This window comes from [Chlorobium] sp. 445 (assembly GCA_002763895.1).
Lineage (GTDB): Bacteria > Bacteroidota > Chlorobiia > Chlorobiales > Thermochlorobacteraceae > Thermochlorobacter.
The window spans coordinates 1-19048 of sequence record NSLH01000006.1; the positions used below are offsets into that span (position 1 = coordinate 1).

22 protein-coding genes and 1 pseudogene are annotated in these 19048 nt (G+C 45.7%); 8 read left to right on the top strand and 15 right to left on the bottom strand.

Annotation, left to right across the window (positions count from 1 at the left end; translation table 11 throughout):
- Positions 1 to 201 precede the first annotated feature (201 nt).
- The 4 genes from CMR00_03605 to CMR00_03620 form a co-directional block, all read right to left on the bottom strand.
- On the bottom strand, positions 202 to 855 hold the full coding sequence (locus tag CMR00_03605) for an adenylate kinase (GenBank protein PIO48574.1): 654 nt from the start codon (positions 853 to 855) through the stop codon (positions 202 to 204).
- Positions 852 to 1511 (bottom strand): hypothetical protein, encoded by a 660-nt coding sequence (locus CMR00_03610; protein PIO48575.1) that lies wholly within the window; start codon positions 1509 to 1511, stop codon positions 852 to 854. Before CMR00_03610 ends, CMR00_03605 begins: the two co-directional genes overlap by 4 nt.
- A gap of 148 nt (positions 1512 to 1659) precedes the next feature.
- Positions 1660 to 2034, bottom strand: coding sequence for a ferredoxin (locus CMR00_03615; GenBank protein ID PIO48576.1), 375 nt, complete (start codon positions 2032 to 2034; stop codon positions 1660 to 1662).
- Between the two features lie 242 nt (positions 2035 to 2276).
- Positions 2277 to 2930: a hypothetical protein gene (locus tag CMR00_03620; protein PIO48577.1), complete on the bottom strand. Its 654-nt coding sequence runs from the start codon at positions 2928 to 2930 to the stop codon at positions 2277 to 2279.
- On the opposite strand from CMR00_03620, the gene CMR00_03625 reads away from it, so the two are divergent.
- Complete coding sequence (locus tag CMR00_03625) at positions 2929 to 3114, top strand: hypothetical protein (protein ID PIO48578.1); 186 nt, start codon at positions 2929 to 2931, stop codon at positions 3112 to 3114. The two genes, CMR00_03620 and CMR00_03625, sit on opposite strands and share 2 nt — an antisense overlap.
- Positions 3115 to 3187: 73 nt before the next feature.
- Here CMR00_03625 and CMR00_03630 read toward each other — a convergent pair whose 3' ends face one another.
- Both CMR00_03630 and CMR00_03635 read right to left on the bottom strand, forming a co-directional pair.
- Positions 3188 to 3709, bottom strand: a complete 522-nt coding sequence (locus tag CMR00_03630) for an NUDIX hydrolase (GenBank protein PIO48579.1) — start codon at positions 3707 to 3709, stop codon at positions 3188 to 3190.
- A gap of 11 nt (positions 3710 to 3720) precedes the next feature.
- Positions 3721 to 4005 carry a hypothetical protein gene (locus CMR00_03635; protein ID PIO48580.1) on the bottom strand — a complete coding sequence of 95 codons (285 nt, stop codon included), beginning with the start codon at positions 4003 to 4005 and terminating at the stop codon, positions 3721 to 3723.
- A 146-nt stretch (positions 4006 to 4151) separates the two neighbouring features.
- On the opposite strand from CMR00_03635, the gene CMR00_03640 reads away from it, so the two are divergent.
- From CMR00_03640 to CMR00_03660, 5 genes are all read left to right on the top strand, one after another.
- Positions 4152 to 5594: a hypothetical protein gene (locus tag CMR00_03640; protein PIO48581.1), complete on the top strand. Its 1443-nt coding sequence runs from the start codon at positions 4152 to 4154 to the stop codon at positions 5592 to 5594.
- Between the two features lie 106 nt (positions 5595 to 5700).
- Positions 5701 to 6234, top strand: coding sequence for a glutathione peroxidase (locus CMR00_03645; GenBank protein PIO48582.1), 534 nt, complete (start codon positions 5701 to 5703; stop codon positions 6232 to 6234).
- A gap of 265 nt (positions 6235 to 6499) precedes the next feature.
- Positions 6500 to 6910: a hypothetical protein gene (locus CMR00_03650; protein PIO48583.1), complete on the top strand. Its 411-nt coding sequence runs from the start codon at positions 6500 to 6502 to the stop codon at positions 6908 to 6910.
- Between the two features lie 202 nt (positions 6911 to 7112).
- The gene (rimO, locus tag CMR00_03655; protein ID PIO48584.1) at positions 7113 to 8444 is read left to right on the top strand and encodes a 30S ribosomal protein S12 methylthiotransferase RimO; all 1332 of its coding nucleotides are present in this window, start codon (positions 7113 to 7115) and stop codon (positions 8442 to 8444) included.
- A gap of 13 nt (positions 8445 to 8457) precedes the next feature.
- Positions 8458 to 8856, top strand: a complete 399-nt coding sequence (locus tag CMR00_03660; GenBank protein ID PIO48585.1) for a peptidylprolyl isomerase — start codon at positions 8458 to 8460, stop codon at positions 8854 to 8856.
- A 3-nt stretch (positions 8857 to 8859) separates the two neighbouring features.
- Here the strand turns inward: CMR00_03660 and CMR00_03665 are convergent, their stop codons facing one another.
- A complete protein-coding gene (locus tag CMR00_03665; GenBank protein ID PIO48586.1) occupies positions 8860 to 9276 on the bottom strand; it encodes a hypothetical protein in 417 nt (138 codons plus the stop codon).
- Between the two features lie 497 nt (positions 9277 to 9773).
- On the opposite strand from CMR00_03665, the gene CMR00_03670 reads away from it, so the two are divergent.
- Complete coding sequence (locus tag CMR00_03670; protein ID PIO48587.1) at positions 9774 to 10571, top strand: hypothetical protein; 798 nt, start codon at positions 9774 to 9776, stop codon at positions 10569 to 10571.
- Positions 10571 to 12223, top strand: coding sequence for a hypothetical protein (locus tag CMR00_03675; GenBank protein ID PIO48588.1), 1653 nt, complete (start codon positions 10571 to 10573; stop codon positions 12221 to 12223). The genes CMR00_03670 and CMR00_03675 overlap by 1 nt, the downstream gene beginning before the upstream one ends.
- A gap of 67 nt (positions 12224 to 12290) precedes the next feature.
- Here CMR00_03675 and CMR00_03680 read toward each other — a convergent pair whose 3' ends face one another.
- The 8 genes and pseudogenes from CMR00_03680 to CMR00_03715 all read right to left on the bottom strand — a co-directional run bounded on the left by CMR00_03680 (position 12291) and on the right by CMR00_03715 (position 18987).
- Complete coding sequence (locus CMR00_03680; protein PIO48589.1) at positions 12291 to 13736, bottom strand: proline--tRNA ligase; 1446 nt, start codon at positions 13734 to 13736, stop codon at positions 12291 to 12293.
- A gap of 103 nt (positions 13737 to 13839) precedes the next feature.
- Positions 13840 to 14580: a hypothetical protein gene (locus tag CMR00_03685; protein PIO48590.1), complete on the bottom strand. Its 741-nt coding sequence runs from the start codon at positions 14578 to 14580 to the stop codon at positions 13840 to 13842.
- Between the two features lie 50 nt (positions 14581 to 14630).
- Positions 14631 to 15326: a hypothetical protein gene (locus CMR00_03690; protein PIO48591.1), complete on the bottom strand. Its 696-nt coding sequence runs from the start codon at positions 15324 to 15326 to the stop codon at positions 14631 to 14633.
- 222 nt (positions 15327 to 15548) lie between these two features.
- Positions 15549 to 16448 (bottom strand): acyltransferase, encoded by a 900-nt coding sequence (locus tag CMR00_03695; protein ID PIO48592.1) that lies wholly within the window; start codon positions 16446 to 16448, stop codon positions 15549 to 15551.
- 26 nt (positions 16449 to 16474) lie between these two features.
- Complete coding sequence (locus tag CMR00_03700; protein ID PIO48593.1) at positions 16475 to 17032, bottom strand: hypothetical protein; 558 nt, start codon at positions 17030 to 17032, stop codon at positions 16475 to 16477.
- Complete coding sequence (locus CMR00_03705; protein ID PIO48594.1) at positions 17029 to 17535, bottom strand: hypothetical protein; 507 nt, start codon at positions 17533 to 17535, stop codon at positions 17029 to 17031. The genes CMR00_03700 and CMR00_03705 overlap by 4 nt, the downstream gene beginning before the upstream one ends.
- 68 nt (positions 17536 to 17603) lie before the next feature.
- Positions 17604 to 18633, bottom strand: a pseudogene (locus CMR00_03710) (ferredoxin-NADP reductase).
- A 42-nt stretch (positions 18634 to 18675) separates the two neighbouring features.
- Complete coding sequence (locus tag CMR00_03715; GenBank protein PIO48595.1) at positions 18676 to 18987, bottom strand: hypothetical protein; 312 nt, start codon at positions 18985 to 18987, stop codon at positions 18676 to 18678.
- Between the last annotated feature and the right edge of the window lie 61 nt (positions 18988 to 19048).

A 19048-nucleotide genomic window follows, 5' to 3' on the forward strand; every position in this document is an offset into this window, starting at 1 on the left:
ACAGCAACTTGCCTTGAGAAGCAAGTTGCACCCTCACTTGCCACATGCCAAACAAAACGAGGCACACTGTCAGTTCTTTGCATCATTGAGCTTGCGCAGCATAGCGAGCGTGTCCGAGCAGCACTAAGTAGCAGGAGTTGTCTCTCAATGCCGCATCACACTGTGTTGTTTGCTATCAGCTTCTCGGCTTAGTGCATAGCACTAACTGGCGTTGAGTGCGATAGCTTCAATGGCTTGGGTTACTTCTTCAATGCTTTTACTGGCATCGATATCAGCTACAAGATTTTTTGCACGGTAGTAGGATAGCACAGGTTCTGTTTTAGCATAATACTCTTTGAGTCGACGCCGCACTGTCTCTTCCTTATCATCATCGCGCTGGCGCAAATCTGTGCTGCCGCATTTGTCGCAGACTCCTTCTACTTTCGGTGGCTGATAGAACTTGTTGTAAATCGCGCCGCAGTTTGCGCAAGTAATCCGACCTGATAAGCGACGCACCACCTCATCTTCGGCAACGCTAAGGTTAATTACATGGTCGAGCTTCTGTGAGGTGCGCTCCAAAATTTTATCGAGTGCTTCTGCTTGCGGCACAGTGCGCGGAAAGCCATCGAGCAAGTATCCGTTTTTTGATTCAGGTGCTTTGAGGGTCTCTTCAATCATTGCGATAATGACGTCATCGGGCACGAGCTCACCTTTGTCCATAAAAGTTTTAGCTTGAAGCCCCAGCGGTGTTTGTGCCGCAATGGCTGCACGCAGCATGTCACCAGTCGAGAGATGTACAACATGATATTTCTCTGCGAGAATTTTAGCTTGAGTACCTTTCCCGACGCCCGGAGTTCCAAATAAAATTAACTTCATTGTTCAGCGGTGTTGGTCGTTTTATCGCTCTTTGGAATTTGCTTGATTTGAATTTTGCCACCTTTGCTACCCTGCACCACCAATGGTTTGCGCTCTGGCGTCGGCACAACTGGCGGCGGACTTTGCGGCGGCATATTAATTTTGGGCGTTTCGGGTTCAGGAGTTGGCGGCACTGGTGTGCTTTGACTTTTTGGCATCTCCGCACTTTCGCTCAAGGGTAGCTCAATGACCTCATCATCGAGTGCCGAGAGAAAGAATGCTATGGCGCGCCGTGTTTCTCCCAAGTCGCCTTTGGTCGGCGCATTGGAAATGCATTTGCAATTTACAACGGTCTGCGGTGTACCATCTGGTAGATTTTCCTGAATGAACCATACTGAAAGCTCGAGCGTATTACCACCTAGTGCAATTGAGATAATCTCGCATTTAAGCAGTGCCATGCCACCGAGGTTTTTCTGTCGCGTCTTGAGTTGCCATCCAAACCAGCGCGAGATGACTGTTACCGCTGCATCATAGGTTTCATTTATTGTTGCACGGTATCGGCGGGTTTTGAGTTCTGAAAATTCAGGATTATCAGATGTTTCAGATTCACGGACAGTGAACGCCATCACCGCTTTTTTGAGCAAGGCTTCAGGACGCAAATCAAGTTGAAACGGCATAGACTTAAAACTTAAAAATTGGCGTTAATGTCTGTTACAAAATAGCTCAGAGCAGATTTTTCTCAGATACAGTTATATAATGCTGTAACTGGCTAAACTAGCCTGCATTGGTGCAATTTCATCTCCATTAGTGCGTTCTCCTTTTTGTTTAGTGCCCTAAGTAGATAGATTGGTCTGGAATGAATACCGTGATGTCGCCGTAGATGCGGCACTGACAGCCCAGACGTGATTTCAGTGTCAGTCCAACAGCTTCATCGAGTTGTTCTTCTTCTTCATCTGTCATCTCAGGCAAGTGTTCCATGCCTTTTTCAATAATGACATGGCAAGTCGAGCAAGCACATACGCCTCCACAATTATGTTGTAATTGAATTGCGTTTTCCATGCAGGCTTCAAGAATTGTCGTACCCTCGTCGACTTCAATGACACGTTCTTCGCCAGGGCTGTTGTAGAAATGCAGGGTTACTTTGTAGCGTGGTGTCTTTTGCGCTTCGGCTTTACTTTTAGGTAAGGTTGATTGTACCATTATTTTTGAAATAAAAATTTGCAAAGATTTCGTCCTTGCAAACGAGTTTTACTGCCATTCAATTCCATACGGACTTGCCCGCTTACTTGCTTTACTTTGGACGACTGCGGTAGCGCAGTTCCATTTCTCTTACTTTGAGTTGCAGTTCTTCTAGCGGCAGTTGAAGATAGTAATTGACAAGGTCGCGAATCATCAGCATGCGTATGTTACTATCAGCTGTCAAACCTTGACGGCGTTTTTCTTCAATGATTTGTACAAGGTTCCCACTTGCAATTTCCTCTGCGGTCAGGACATACATTTCGCTGCCGCTTTTTTTCGTTAGCTTTGATAGCCAGTTTATCAGGCATGACGGCTGGTTGGGGCACATTGGCACCGGGCATGGGCGCACGCATGGGCGCATGTGCGGTTGTAGACGCTGACGCCGATTGATTATGCGATTCTTCCGCTTCGCTCTGCGCTTGAATCATTTTGTTAGTGGTGTCGCGCAGGCGCTGAGAGAGAATTTTGATGAAATTGAGCAAAATTTTGATAGCTTCGTTAGGTCGACTTTGGAGCATTCGGTCGAAGTTATACTTTGGCATCACCAACAGTTCCGAATACTCGCGCACAATTGCTGATGCCGAACGCTTTTGCTGCTCAAAGAGCGACATCTCGCCAAGCAATGCTCCCGGTCCCAGCGTCAGAAATACCACATCTTCACCTGCCGCATTTTTCTTAGCCAGATCTACTTTCCCCGAGAGAATCACATACATAATCTGCCCGACAATGAGATTCTCGCGAAAGAGCACATACCCGGGTTCAAAACTCTTGATGAAGGCATACTTGATAATTTGTTCCATTTCTTCTGGAGAGATGCCTTCAAAAATCGGGATATTTGTCGGGTCAATCTTTCGCATGTTGCGGGAACAAGAAATTTTGTTGATTTATTGCTATGCCTTGATGGCATTTCTCAAGAAGGGTCAAGAAGGTCAAGAAAACTCTCAATCTTATTTGATCGCCCAAGACCGACTAGCCGCTTCTTACAGAGCTAAATATAATTTTTCACCACAAATATCCATACTTTGCTTTGTGAAAACTTGATTTTCTTTTTGCTTCTTTTTTGCTTTTGGCATCGCTCACTTGTTATCCTCACGCTTTATCTAGCGTCTGGACTTTAATCTTTGCTGCGAAAGTATCGCGCTTGACATGGCTTAAAGCCTTCGGCTGCGTACTCTTGAATAAACGCTGCCAAAGAAGAGGGATAAATTGGGTAGTCTTTCAGAGCATCAATTGGCAGCCAAGCTGTTTCCAGAATAAGCTGGTCGGCTTCAGGTAACTCTGGATCTTTACCTGTTTGCAGTGTGCCCCCTGTAATTTTAACCGCAAAACAAAGTGAGAGCACATGCAGCAAGGGGCGTTCATGCCTCACGGCTTCATCGCAGTAAGGATAAATCAACTCTTTGACAAACAGCATATCACCCACGTCGCAGCTCAAACCCGTTTCTTCTTTTACTTCACGGCGCACCGCCTCTTCTAACGTCTCTCCCACTTTGACACCGCCACCGGGCAAAATCCATGATTCATCTGGCAAATCTATTCCACTCAAAAAACGCCGATGCTTGACAAGCAGCGCTCTTCCATCTTGCACAGCTAATGCCGCCACTCGTAGACGAATACTAGTGTTAGTTTGAGACATGTTTGTATGTTCTACGCAGAGTGATGACGAAACAGGCCTTCTTTGGTTGCTAGAAAGTGATAGCTCCCTAACGGCGCCAGAATTTGCTCAACGGGCAAATACTCTTTTTTTTCTTCCGACCATGCTAAGGCTTGCACATCTCCACTTTCAATCATCTGCCTAAGGCAGGCTTGCAATTGTTCTTTCTCCAAGCAGGTTTCTTTTTGTAACTCTTCAAACGAGAGTACAAAATGCAGCGCGTCAAGTACCGCTTCTTCTTCGCGCGACAGCGGTATGCGTGAGCGTTGCTTTGACATAGGCTTCCCTTACTGAACTTATTAGATTTTTGTTATCTTGTTTTTCGTTAAAATTATTAGTTCAACGGTTCTCAACCTAAATCTTCAACCTAAGTTTTTTTGAGCTTTGCTCGACTCTCAAACCGATCTTTTTTTCTTTGACGATCATGCTGATTCGTCTTTTCCTGTTTTGCATGCTGCTCTTGCCTTTTGCTTCTACGCTTTGGGCACAACCTGAGCCCCAAACCGTCTGCTTTTACTTCAAGCGACAAAATTTGCTCAATGCTGATGACGGTCTGACGCTCTTCATCTTAAACACGCGCCAGCTCTCGCCTGAGCTTCAATTGCGGATTCAACCTAAAACGAAATTCTTCTACCTTGAAACCGCTAAGCCTATTGCAGGTGCCACGCCCAGCGCTAATGAAATTGTCCAAGTCTTTGAAAGTCGTCTTAGCTCCTTCTTCACTGAATTTGATAAACGCAAACTCTCCACACCTGCACAATACAAAGACCTGCTTGAAGCTGTCACAAACGGTAACCGCATATTGAGGCAAGTCAATCTTAGTGCATTTGGCATTCCCGACCGAGTTCTCGCCTTCGATGCGGATGCTGCCGATTCTAATCCCAGACTTCTTAAAGATGCTCACAGCGCCGAAGCCATGGCGCTCTACAACTTAGCGCTCGGGGAATGGCGAGAACAAACGGCGCTACTCGACTATAAAGATCGCTTGCTTAAAAGCACAACTGTCTCACGCCTCCTGCGCCGTACTACGCTTGAATCACTCTTTGAGGAGCCAGTGGCGATCAAACCTACTAAGCTCATGACTGAAGATCTTGCTCAAATTCAAAAAGCTGAAGAGCGTGCAACTTGGGCTTTTCTCTTGGCATTTTTTTCACTGATTGTGACGCTTTATCTTGCTATAATTTCTCTCAGTACCTTGCGCAAGCAGCGTGAGCAACTCTCTAAGCTTGAGTCCAAAGTCAAACATCTGGATTCCAAACTCAACAAACCCTTTTATCAAGAAGTCCTGCAACAATCCGAAAGCCATAGCCTTAGCCCTAAGGTGTTTGACAGTGTGCTCTCTCGTCTGGCTGCGCTTGAAAAGCAAGTTGGAGTTGAGCGTCGCACTACGGCTTTCCAAAATGACCTTGCACGACAAGCGCAAACCATCATTGCGTCTTATCACTCACGCTGGCAAGAGACGCAGCCTGTTGCACAAACGGAGATCGCGCATAAACTTCTTCTTTATCTCGACGAATTTCTTGCAGAACTCACGCTGCTCGATAGCGATATGCCTGTCAAATCCTTTATTCAAAAATCGCTTATCACGCATATCGATAAAATTGATGCCCTTTTCCAAGCTGAACCAGATGCTCCAATCAACACACCTGAGAGCGTACAAACCTATCTCAAAGCCCTGATGGATGTCTTCGGCGTCAAAGAAATTGAAGTCAAGCAAAAGCAGTCGCTTTTTGATATTGAAAAGCATGAAAAAGCTGGCGCAATTCTAAAAACGAATTATGAGCCCGGTACTGTTCTTAAAGTGATTCGACGCGGACTTGTCTACAACGGCTCGATTCGTAAAGCTCAAGTTGTCAAAGCAGAATAAAACGCTGCAAGCTCAACACAGAGTTGTTGTGCAGTCGTTGTCGTGTCTTTGCACCGATTTCTGATGAATCTTCTTCTAACTCTTAATCCGCTTAATTCTTTCAACAATGCTTCGCACCTTTCTCTTTGTGCTGCTCTGGACTTTTGCTGCACCTGCTCCATCGATTTATGACTTTACCGTCAAAACAATTGATGGTAAGGAGAAATCACTTTCGGATTATCAAGGCAAAGTGGTTTTAATTGTCAATGTCGCTTCCGAATGTGGCTATACGCCTCAGTATGCTGAGCTCGAGAAACTCTATCAGAAATACCGTGATAAAGGATTTGTGATTTTAGCTTTCCCTTCTAACGATTATGGCGGACAAGAGCCGGGTAGCAATGCAGATATCAAAAAGTTTTGCACTACAACCTACGGTGTTACCTTCGAGCTTTTTGAGAAAATTCCCACAAAAGGTGAAAAGAAGCACCCGCTCTATGCGTATCTGACCAGCCAAGCGACACCTTCTGGTGAAATTGGTTGGAATTTTGAGAAGTTTCTTATCTCACGCGATGGCAGAATTGTCGGGCGTTTCAAAAGTGGTGTAAATCCCATGAGTGCTGACTTAACAAAAGCTATTGAAGCAGAACTAGCAAAGAAATAGCCCTTTTTAGTCTTGCCTTGCACAGTATCTTCTAACGCATAAAGGTTATGCGCAGCTCAAGCGGCTGCGGCACACATGCCCATCGCATACAAGCACAGTGTGCTGCACCGTTTGTCTCTCAAAGCGTCCAAATCGTCTTTTGAACAGGCACAATCACGCCTCAAAGAGATTGTCAATTCCTCGTGCAGAGCAGATATTCGTTTTGAGCAACATGCTCAGTACTTTTTATGAAGTCAAAAGAAGGAGAACTGCTATGCCTACATCCATGTCATGGCTCTACATCTACGCCTTTGCTCTGCCTATCTTTTTCATCTTGGTGTTCATTTTCTACAAATTTGCGTCTTACAAATTTCAGCAGGATAACATCCGTCTGGAGCCACTGAGTGAAATGTATAGCGACAATGTCGTCGGGCTCTCTAAAGAAGAACTTGAAGTGCGCAAAAAGCAGGAGGCTGAAAAGCTCAAAGCATTAGATGAAGCCCTGCGTAAAATCCCGATGGAGTTTGTCAACGGCAAGTTTGTACCCATGACCGGTGAAAAGTTAGAGGCTGAACTTGCACGGCGTAAGGCTGAAGAAGAAGCGCGTCGCAAAGCTACACAAGTTGCTGCAAGCACGACCAGCACTGAGACATCGGCATCGCACTCATCATCGCCCAATACAACAGCCGCAGCGTAACCTGCAGCATGTTTCCTGTTCTTTCTTCCTGTTTTTCTTAGTGCATTTGTTGGTTGAAGGTTGAGGGTCCCTGTTACTTCGGTAACGGGGGCTTTTTTATTGCTGTTTTTCTTTTTCTCTTCTTCATTTCTTTCATTCCCTGTGGTTCTTCACCTATCTTTTCCTATCTTCGCCACTTCTCAAGATTCACTTTGCTTGAAACATGAAAACAAAATTGCCTAAACTTCATGTACTTACCTTAGGGTGCTCTAAAAACACTGTCGATTCCGAAATGCTGCTGGCACAAGCGCAGGCTAATGACTTTATCCTTACCTCTGAGGCTCACAAAGCCGATGTGCTGGTCATTAACACTTGTGGATTTATTGAAGCCGCCAAGCAAGAATCTATTGACCACATCTTAGCCGGTGTGGCACTCAAAAAGTCTGGTCGACTTAAAAAATTGCTTGTGATGGGTTGCCTTTCGGAACGCTATCGCTCAGAGCTTGAGCGTGAAATTCCCGAAGTGGATCGCTACTTCGGAGTCTTAGATTTTGATGGTAAAACCCTTTCAGATATTCTCATTGAACTTGGAGGGCATCTTAAAGCAGAACTCTTAGGCGAGCGTGCTCTTTCTACGCCATCACATTTTGCATACCTAAAAATTTCAGAAGGGTGCGATAATCCTTGCTCATTCTGTGCTATTCCGCTGATGCGTGGCGCTCATCGCTCTAAGCCTATCCCTGCCCTTCTTAGCGAAGCCACACGGCTCTATGAACAGGGCGTCAAAGAACTTATTCTCATCGCACAAGATCTTACATACTACGGTCTTGACCTTTATGGTGAGCGCAAGTTAGATGAACTACTCAAACGACTCTCTGATATTGGATTCTGTTGGATTCGCTTACTTTATGCTTATCCTGCAAAGTTCCCAAAAGAGATTTTGCCTGTTATCTGCGAGCGCGAAAATATCTGCAAATATCTTGATATGCCGATTCAGCATGCCAATGATGACGTGTTGAAATCCATGCGCCGCGGTATCACGAAGCGCCGTCTTATTGAACTCATTGAAGAGATTCGTGCCGAAGTACCCAACATTTGCTTGCGCACCACCTTCATTTTTGGTTATCCAAATGAAACCGAAGCAATTTTTGAAGAAGCCCTTGAGTTTATTGCCGAGATGAAATTCGACCGCTTAGGCTGCTTTTCTTACTCGCATGAAGAAAACACAGCTGCATTTGCATTACCTGACAATGTTCCTTCCCGAGAGAAAAAGCGCCGTGTAGAGCGTGCCATGGCACTGCAAGAAAAAATTTCGCTAAAGAAAAACGAATCGCTTATCGGCTCTACCATGCGCGTCTTGATTGACCGCATTGAGCACGGCGTTGCTATTGGACGTACTGAATTCGATGCCCCCGAAGTTGATAACGAAGTCATCATTAACTCTGCTCATCCTGACTTTTCTACAAAAGCACTTCGTGTCGGTGAGTTTTACGATGTTGAAATCACTGATGCTGAAGCCTTTGACTTATTTGGCACCGTTCTTTGCAAATCTTAAATCACTTCACGCTATGCGTTACTACCTGACCATTTCTCTTTTTTTGCTCTTTGCTTTTAGCCAACTCAATTGTGGTGGCAAAAAAATTGAAACCCTGAACATTATTGATGAAGTCGTCGGCACAGGCGCTGTAGCAGAGCCGGGCAAAAAACTTACGGTGCACTACACGGGTATGCTGACGAACGGCAAGGTATTTGATTCATCTCGCTTGCCGGGAAGAGTGGCATTTGAATTTGTCTTAGGCACTGGAATGGTCATTCCGGGGTGGGATGAGGGCTTGAAAGGCATGCGTGTTGGCGGCAAGCGTCGGCTTGAAATTCCGCCGCACTTAGGCTATGGCAGTGAGCCTGCAGGCGAGATTCCACCAAATAGCGCCTTGATTTTTGATATAGAATTGCTTAGCGTGGAATAGCGCCTACGCGGCAAGTGAATCGGGTGAATCGGATGTACCGCGCTCGAGAATCGCTGGGATTTTCTCGTGCTTAACATCCTTTGTGTGATTTTCTTTGAGCAGCATGTTAGCATATTTGCGACAGATTTCCTTATGGCGCAAGAGGTCTGTTGCATAGCAGTAAGCGATGCGTACCGAATCGGTATTGATCAGCGTTAGGCGCCGCTTGCTGAGGCTGTGTAGAATACACAGTTCGAGATAATTGAGGCTAAAGAAAACGGCTTCAATAAAGCGCAGCGGGCGCGTCTGGAAACCAAATTTTATCAGTGTCGCATCACTGAAGTAGTAGGTTGTGCCACGCAGCAGCAGATCTTTGGAGTATTTCCCGCGTTCAATGTCTTCGCACAGTTTTAGCAGCCCTTGCGAGAGCGACGCCAGCATTTTGCGCGAGCCAACAATATCAGTACGGAAAAATCATATGATGTCCCTAAGTGAATCTCGCGCTTTTTTTCCAAATCGGGACAGTAAAAAGCATCTCTGAGTGATATGTGTAGATGCCTAACTTCATAAAGAGCGGCGTTGTGATAAAACGAAGAAAGCGGTAGATGATGATGAAGGCAAGGAGCCAAAGCAGTGCTATTAGAATCGATGTCATATGGGTTTTGTTTGCGTACTGAAAGATACAAGAAAATCTGTTTCCAAATTGTAAAATTTGTTCTGCGTGGCTACAATTTTCTGTAAGCAAACTTTACAAGAGTTTAACAGATGCTTTTTACATTCTTTTGGCAAGCCTTTGCCGCATTGAGTCAGCCCCTCAAGGTTGTTGATAAGCACCCTTGGTGGTTGTTCAGGTTTGAAATCTTTGCGGCAATTCTTTGATTTGAATTTAACTGCCCAGAGGGGGTTACGAATTTTACGGACTGAAATTTTAACTTATTATGCCACTGCCCATCAGCGGCTTATCTGCAGCAGAAGTTCAAGAGCAGCAGCGTCAAGGACGTGTCAACTTTACGCGCACACCGCATGCCAAAAGCACACGCGAAATTTTCCTCGAAAATATCCTCACGGTTTTTAATCTCATCAACTTTGCAATTATAGCTTTCCTTTTTGGTGTCTTTGTCTGGTCAGATGACATTCGTCTGTTGCTCGATAGCGTCGGCATCATTACGGTGGTGTTTGCCAACACAGCGATTGCTATCGTGCAAGAATTTCGTACACGTGCCATTTTAGAAAACACACGCCTTTTGCTCTCACGCGAAGTAACGGTCGTACGTGAAGGCAAGGAAATCATCATTGAACCTTCGGAAGTTGTCGAAGGCGATGTCGTGAAAATTCACCGGGGTGAATATGCTGTCGTTGATGGTTCAGTGATTCATTCCCTTGGGTTGGAAATGGATGAATCGCTTCTGACTGGTGAATCGCTCACGATTGAAAAGCCTGTAGGGTCTGCACTTTTCTCAGGCAGTTACTGTGTAGCTGGCACGGGCTACTATGTTGCCGAGCGTGTCGGACAAAGTTCTTATGCGTCACGTATTACTGCGCTTGCACGCGAGTATAAGTTCGTGAGCACACCGCTTCAAAAACGGGTTGATAAAATTTTCGTTTGGTCATTTGTCATTGCCCTTGGCTTAGCGCTCTTTGAAATTCTGATGCGCGCCCAAACCGGCGGACTTTCAGACCTTGATTTTATCCGCCGCATTGCTACTGTTGTTATTACACTCTTACCCGAGGCTTAGTGTTTTTTACGACAGTTGTCTTTGCTGCTGGCGTCTATCGTGTGATGAAACTTGGCGCTGTCGTGCAAAAACTTAACGCCATTGAATCGTTCTCTACCGTTGATGTGGTCTGCTTAGACAAGACAGGCACCCTGACAGAGAATCATCTTTCGCTGCATGCTCTCCATGCGTTTGAAAATGGCGTCTCTGAATCCAATATCAAGCAACTCTTAGGGGCGTTTGCGCACGCTTCATCGGATTCTAACGCTACAATTCAAGCGCTGCGGCACTTACCCAAAACGCCAAGCCAAGTGATTGCTGAATTGCCATTCAGCTCTGCGCGCAAGTTTTCTGCACTTCGCCTCAAAACCGAGTTAGGCGAGTTTTCGCTGGCTCTTGGCGGCTATGAAGTTCTCTTACCATTTTTGGATGAAGCCAATCAGCGCGTTTTGAATCGCACACTTGAAGAACATGGCTTGCGCGGTTACCGCAATTTGATTTTTGCAAGCCTCAGCGACGGCGTGCCACTGAACTCGCTCTTTTCGCCCAACGGCGAGATGTCGCTCAAACTTAAACCGCTTGCTTTGATATGCCTGAGCGGCGCCATTCGCCACGATGCACCTGAGGCGCTTGCACTCTTTCGCGAAAATCAAATTGATATCAAAATCCTTTCGGGCGACTCTGCCGATTCCGTACAAGCCACTTTGAATGACATTGGTTGGAAAACCACCAAAGGCGATGTGGTTACTGGTGCAGAACTTGATACGCTTGCGGCACATCAATTTGTAGAGCGCGTTCAAGAAAAAAGTGTCTTTGCCCGTCTTTCGCCCGAGCATAAGCAGCGCATCATTCGCACCTTAAACAAGCATCGACGAACAGCCATGATTGGCGATGGTGTCAATGATGTGCCTGCAGTGAAAGAAGCGACGCTTGGCATTGCGATGGAAGAAGGCAGCAGCATTACGAAGGAAATTGCTGACATTGTCTTGCTCAAAAATAAATTCTCGCTTTTGCCCAAAATCTTTGAGCAAGGTCGATTAATCTTGAATACGGTGCTCTCTATTTCGAAACTTTACCTTACTAAAAATCTCATCGTTCTGCTCTTGGAAATCTCAACGGTGCTGTTTGGCGCACTTTTTCCTCTTACGCCACGTCGTTCGGGTTTGCTGAGTTTGCTCGGTGTCGCCTTGCCTGTCTATTTCATTACCGCCTTTAACACGCGAACGTCTCCACCACGTGCATTTTTCACCGAACTATTTTCTTTTATTGCCATCTCTCTCGTGGCATTTGCTTCGGCAAGTTACCTCTCGCAATATCTCACTCAACTTTTCTTTGAGCCCACACGCATTGAAGAAAAAATGGCGATGACCTCCGCTCTGGTCGTGATGTGTCTGGGGAATTTTGTTTACCTTGCCATGCGTGCAAATTCAGAGAAGCTTTTGCTCTTTGTGCAGTCTAGTCTGCTGGTGCTTCTGCTCTATGTATTTCTTGCGCATACCCCGTGGAATGTCTTTCCACTCAACCTTATCAAGACATTCTATGAGATTGAAAATTTTCGCATCGAGATTTGGAGCGCAATTTCTTTGGGAAGTGCTGTAGGATTAGCACTGCTCTTTACGATGCACCGCTTGAGCGAGCGGTGGCTTTATCGAAGCCTCTCTTCCCGTTCTTGAACACCCGAGACCTTCTGATTTACCAAGATGCTGATTTTCACTTCACACCCTGACTTTTTTGTTGTTTTCAGTAAGCCCTTGCGAAGACCACTTTTTGTTTTGAAGGATTGCTCGTGTAAATGCATTTGCCTTCAGAGCGCATATCATACTTGTTCAAAAACTCCTCTTGCGTTGGAATGCAGCGAATCGTTGCCTTGGTCTCTTCCTTGATTTTGGCTTCGGTTTCGCGTGTGCCATCCCAATGCGCAATTGCAAAGCCTTTTTCTACTTGCGCTTTGAACTCATCATAGTCTTTGACTTCTTTGATATTTGCATCACGAAATGCTTTAGCGCGCTCATAGAGCTGCTGCTGCATCGCAGAAAGCATATCGTGAATACATGCATGGATTTGGTCGCCAAGCGACAATGTTTGTTTTTCACCGGTATCACGCCGCACGATAACACACTGACCTGCCGCAAGGTCTTTTGGACCAAGCTCTATGCGCAGGGGAATACCTTGCAGTTCATACTCTGCAAATTTCCAGCCCGGTGTGTTTTGCTCGCTATCATCCACGATGACACTTAAGCCATTCGCCCGCAGCACTGTAGCAAGTTCGTGGGCTTTTTGCACCACTGCAGATTTATCACCCTTGAAGATTGGCACAATGACAACTTGACGTGAAGCCAGTTTCGGTGGCAACACAAGTCCTTTGTCGTCAGAGTGTGCCATAATCAGTGCGCCAATCAGCCGTGTCGATACGCCCCAGCTTGTCGCCCAGACATACTCCAACTTTCCATCTTTGGTTTGATAGCGACAATCAAACGCCTTCGCAAAATTTTGTCCTAAGTGATGTGATGTGCCAGCCTGTAAAGCCTTGCCATCTTGCATCATCGCCTCAATGCAATAGGTTTCAACAGCTCCCGCGAATTTTTCAGATTCTGTCTTCTTGCCTACAATGACTGGCAGCGCCATAAACTCTTCTGCAAAACGGCGATAGACCTCAATCATCTGCAAGACTTCAGCTTTTGCTTCTTCTTCAGTAGCATGTGCCGTGTGCCCTTCTTGCCAGAGAAATTCTGCAGTACGTAAAAACAGCCGCGTACGCAATTCCCAACGCACGACATTTGCCCACTGATTGATGAGAATCGGTAAATCTCGATAAGACTGAATCCACTTGGCGTAGGTCGACCAGATAATCGTTTCGGAAGTTGGGCGCACGTAGAGTTTTTCTTGCAATTCTTCTCCGCCGCCGTGCGTTACAACAGCACATTCTGGCGCGAAGCCTTCAATATGCTCGGCTTCTTTTTTCATATAACTTTCTGGGATAAACAGCGGGAAGTAGGCATTGACATGTCCTGTGTCTTTGAACATTTTGTCGAGCGCCGCTTGCATCTTTTCCCAGATTGCATAGCCGTTCGGGCGGATAATCATGCAGCCACGCACATCGCTATAGTCAGCAAGTTTTGCTTCACGAACAATATCGATATACCATTGAGAATAGTCTTTACTGCGAGGCGTAATTTTTTCAGCCACAGATATGTTGCAGTTTCAGATTTGACAAAAAGTGAATTGCAACAGGTGGTTGCTCGGGGGCTTACCACCTGCCGATTCGAGATATAGCTTCTGTTGCTTGCTTTTAGTCCTTATCTTGCTTCATCATCTGCTTCATCATCTCTTGCATCTTGTCTTTGCTCATCCCCGGAATGCCAAACATGTCCGAGGACTCTTTGTAGTCGCTTGGAATCTCAAAGAGCGACGCTGGTAGCGCCTTTTTTTCGACTTTCGTCACTTCCGTAACACTTCTTGTTCCTTCAACGGTCACTACGGTTTTTAATGGCATGCCATCGGCATTTTCTTTACGCAGGGCAGCAAGCAGTTTGTTGTTTTGAAACATTGGATTGTTCTTCTGCATTCTTGAATACATTTCCCAATCCCCTATCTCTTTTGTCGTCCACATGTCCATCATGACATTACTTTTCTTCATTTTCACTTGCACATGCACGCACTTCATTCCTCGAATTTTTTCCGTGCCAATTTTCTTTACCTCAAACTCCTCTTCATTCTGCATCGATTGCATACCTGTTACATCAAGTACCCCGTATGTTTTGTTTTTTCTATCTATCGTATAGAGCTTATTAGGTTCACTTGCGCGTGCAAGTGTTACTTGTTGCATCTTCATTCCCCCAACATTGGTACTTGTCTCTATCAATGTCGATCCATTTTTGCTATACACTATCATCGTAGCACTTAGCTCGACTTGGTTATCAGGGCTCGTGGTATTCGTTTGCATCGTAATAGTACCCTCGAACTGGGGGACCTGTGCTGCTACCACACGCATCAAGCAGCATAAAACAAGAAGAAGGCTGACTTTTTTCATAAAATTGGCTTTGGTATTGCATTGGTTGAATCTATCTCAATTAAATGTGCTCAGAGTATCTTGAACATTAGCATCACCGAGACCTGCAAGTAGTTAAATGAGTTTTCCTGAGCAATTGCGTTCGTGAGTGTAATATTTTCTTTGCCTGTCAAATTTGCGAGTCGATACTTGGCTTCAATGTCAAATGAAATTGGGATAAGCGGTGGTGAAAATTCAATTCCAATACCTGCGCCCAAACCGTAGCGCGTGTAGGCGGATTTACCTTCTGGTGCAATACTATAAAGTCCAAAATCTACACCGATGTAGGGTGTGATAATAGGCAGTGGCAGTGGTGAGAATTCTAAACCTGCACCTGCGTTGAGCACATTTACTCTGCTGCCAGAGGGAGCAAAGGGATTGATGTTTAGCGGGATTGTCGTCCCACCTACTGAAATGCTCTCTGAAGTGTTCGTGTTTGTCGAAAGTAGGTTATAGTTTACAAACCCTACAATACGCAGCGGAATAAGTGGCGGCATAATTTTGAGTTTAGCAGCAATATTTGCACCGCTGAGAGGGGCATCTTTGACAAAATCGCTGAAATTTAAGCCGCCTTGCCTTTGCACCAGCGCCAAGTTTTGCCCTCCGCTTGCAAATCCGCCCCCGATGCCTCCTTCAATCGTCAATAGCTGCGGAAGACCGGGAATTTGTGCGTTAGCTGAAAATGCAATGGCAACAATCAGTAGAAATAGTGTGGCGATTTTCTTCATAGCAGTGAAGTTTGGTTAGAGATGTTTGCGTATTGAGGTTTTACTTTACTAACGCTTTGCTTTACTGCTGAGTATGATGTTCTTTTCAGGTTGCAATATACACATTTGATTTCAACTTATTCGACTGCCCTTGCGTGCCCATAGGCTCTAATATAAAGATTTGGCTCATACCAAACTACACGGTTAGCATGCGCTTTGGCTCATGTGCATGCATTTTTGTGCTTAGACTTCCGAATCAAGGAAGCGTTTGGTAAGTGGCGCATAGGCATCAATGCGTCTATCGCGCATAAAGGGCCAATGCTGACGGTAAAAGTCAATTTGAGACAAATCGCACTCTGCCACGATGACTTCTTCCTTATCGCTTGAGGCTTTTGCTAACTGAATGCCGAAGGGATTTGCCACAAAACTTTGTCCCCAAAACTCCAGCCCTTCTTTTGGATTTTCAGGAGAATATTCTGTGCCGACGCGATTTGTTACAGCCACATAAATTCCGTTTGCAATAGCATGGCTGCGCTGAATCATTTCCCACGCTTGATGTTGCGCAGCACGCACCGCTGGATCTTTCTCTGATGTTGCCCACCCAATGGCTGTAGGATAGAAGAGAATTTGCGCGCCCTGCATTGCTGTCAGACGCGCTGCTTCAGGATACCATTGATCCCAGCAAATCAATACGCCAATGGTTGCAAATTTGGTTTTGAAGACCTTAAAGCCTAAGTCGCCGGGCGTAAAGTAAAATTTTTCGTAGAACCCGGGGTCATCAGGAATGTGCATTTTGCGGTATTTGCCAAGATAGGTGCCATCTGCATCAAGGACAGCAGCTGTGTTGTGATAAATACCCTGCGCACGCTCCTCGAACAAGGCGGCGACGATGACGACATTGAGTTCTTTTGCAAGCTCTGAGAGCGTTTGAGTTGTTTTGCCCGGAATCGGTTCCGCAAATTTGAACGGCGCATAGTCTTCAGTTTGGCAAAAGTAAAGCGTGGTGAACATCTCTTGCGTGCAGATTATCTTTGCTTCTTTCGATGCCGCTTCTCTCACACCGTCAATCGTGCGGACAAGATTTTCTTCAGGATTTGGCAGTCCTTTACGCTGTACCAAACCGACTTTGACGATGTGTTTCACGCTTTGAGAGTTTAGGGTTGAGCTTTTTACAAGCCTCGCGCACCGAGCTTGCGTCGCAAGTTCTCAACATATTTTCGCAAGTCTCTTTGTTGTGGATGAATTTGCAAGACCGCTTCATAGGCTTTGAGTGCCGCCAGTTCATTGCCTATTGCCATGTAGATCAGTCCTAAGCCAGAGAGTGCTCCAAAATGCCGAGGTTCTAAGGCAAGTGTACGTTCAATATCTTTCATAGACGCGGCAAAATCACCTTTGAGGTAGTAAGCCGTCGCGCGCTTGTTCCATCCTTCGGGAAAGTCGGGGTCCAGTTCCGTTATCGCACTGAAGGCTTGAATGGCGCGTGTGTAATTATTCTCGCTCATCTCCTCTATACCTTTTGCCATAAGCACATTGATGTCTTCACGCTCACTGGTTGTCCATAGCTCCCAAATTAAGTTCTCAATGAAAGCCGCCGCATCTTCACTCTCTGCAGTTTTCAACTGCGCAAAGAGCGAATCTAACATAGCTTTTTTCTCTTCCAATGTAATTTTGAGCCGCTGCTGTTCTTTTTGTCTCTCAGCCGTCAGATTGACAACGCCATCGGTCATCCAGCATCCTTTGTAGTCGCTATCTTCTTGCTTGGAGAGTGAAAAAGATAGGTGTGAGCTTTGCCTTGTTTATCAATCAGCACGACTTTTTGCTCGGCTCGATTACCATTTTTTTTCATTGCACCCAGCTCTTCGGTGTCGTAGTTCAGCATCGGTGCGTAGAGTGGATTGTGCAGCATCTTCGTAAAGTTTGGCAGCGGTCCTGTGTACAGTCGATTTTCAGGTGATGCAAATCGGTAGACAATTGCAATACCGCGATTTTTCTCGTCGTTGTACTTCAATGCTTTGAGTTGAATTTTGACTACATCTTCAGGCGATAGTTCAGGACTCGGTTTTGGATCATTTTCTTGATAGTCCATCTCTTCCATCATTTTCAGACTTCTTGCTTGCGCTTGAGTTTCAGTTTGAGAATTTGTCACTTTTGATGTTTGGCATGCTTGATTACATCCCATCACGATTATGGCAATAACCATCAATAATCGACATCGTCTTGCAGCCGTCATTGTTCATCAGCAGTATGGTTTGAGCGACTCTGTTGAGAGCACCCTGTTGATGGGCTTTGGCAGCAGGCTCATTTTTTTGCTGCCATTTTGATAGAACTAAATTGATGCTTGACCTTTTCGCCTGGACGAATATAGTTCAGGCTGTAACGCACTGCCATAGCGGCATCACTTAGCCCTGTTTGAATGAGTTTAAGTTTTCCGGGATAACTTGCAATGTCTCCTGCCGCATAGATGCCTGCTATGGATGTTTGCATCGTGCTGCTTTCTACGACAATGGCATTGCCTTCCAATTTCAAGCCCCAGTTTTTTAATCGGACCTAAATCGGACTTAAACCCAATCAGCGGTAGCAGACAATCTGCTTCCAAGTAAAGTGTATCAGGTTTAGATTCGACTATGACACGACGGAGCTTGTCGCCCTGTGTTTCAATTGCTTTGACTTCAGCGTGCAAGTAGACTTTCACTTTGCCTGCTTCTTGGGCTTCCATCACATCGGCAATCGTCTTACCGTGCCCTTGAAAGGTCGACATGCGGTGCACCAGCGTTACGCTTCTTGCCACGTCTATTAGCCCGACCGTCCAGTCTAATGCCGAATCGCCACCGCCGACAATAACAACGTGCTTATCTTTGAATGTTTCAACTTTCTTTACGGCATAAAAAATGCACTTTTCTTCCAGATGCGAGACATCGCCAAGTTGATCTAATTTTCTTGGGGAAAACGCTCCTAAGCCTGCCGCCACGAGCACGGCACGGCTATAGTAATGCTTACCGACATTTGTCCTTAACTCAAACGAGCCATCATGGCGCTTGTGGACATCTATTACCTGCTCACCGAGCACTACTTCAGGAGAAAACTGTGACGCTTGTTCCCAGAGTTGACCGACCAAATCGCCTGCCATAATTTGTGGGAAGCCAGCTACATCGTAGATATACTTTTCGGGATAGAGTGCCGTGAGCTGTCCGCCAAGTTCAGGCATACTGTCGATGATGCGGCAGGTCATATCATTCATGCCGCATTGAAACGCTGCAAAAATTCCTGTCGGTCCGCCACCGATAATGCTGAGGTCAGTCAGTGCTGCTGCGTCAGAGGCATTGTTCATTTGTTGTTCTCCTTCTTTTTATGGCACTTCTCGACGCAACGGTTATCTATCCAAATAGAATCCTTGTGGATCAGCTACACCAAAGGTTACTTGCACAGTTGCACCCTTTTCGTCTAACTCTCGGATTTCAACATGTTTTGCATCAGGCTTTGGCACAATTTCACCTTCATCATTGGTGAACACCAGCACCGCTTTGACTCCACCGTTTGGTGTCGGTCCCAAAAATTCATAAATGCCTGTTTCTTTTTCGGTTAGTACACAACCGGGTTGCAAATTCGAGACTACAGGACAGCCAACACACTGACAGTAAAAACCTGCCTCAGCAGGATACAAATCGCATCGCGGAAACTCCATACTTCGCGCCTGTTTTATGAGTTTGTGCGTTCTTGTTTTACTCAAAACTTAATATAGCGAC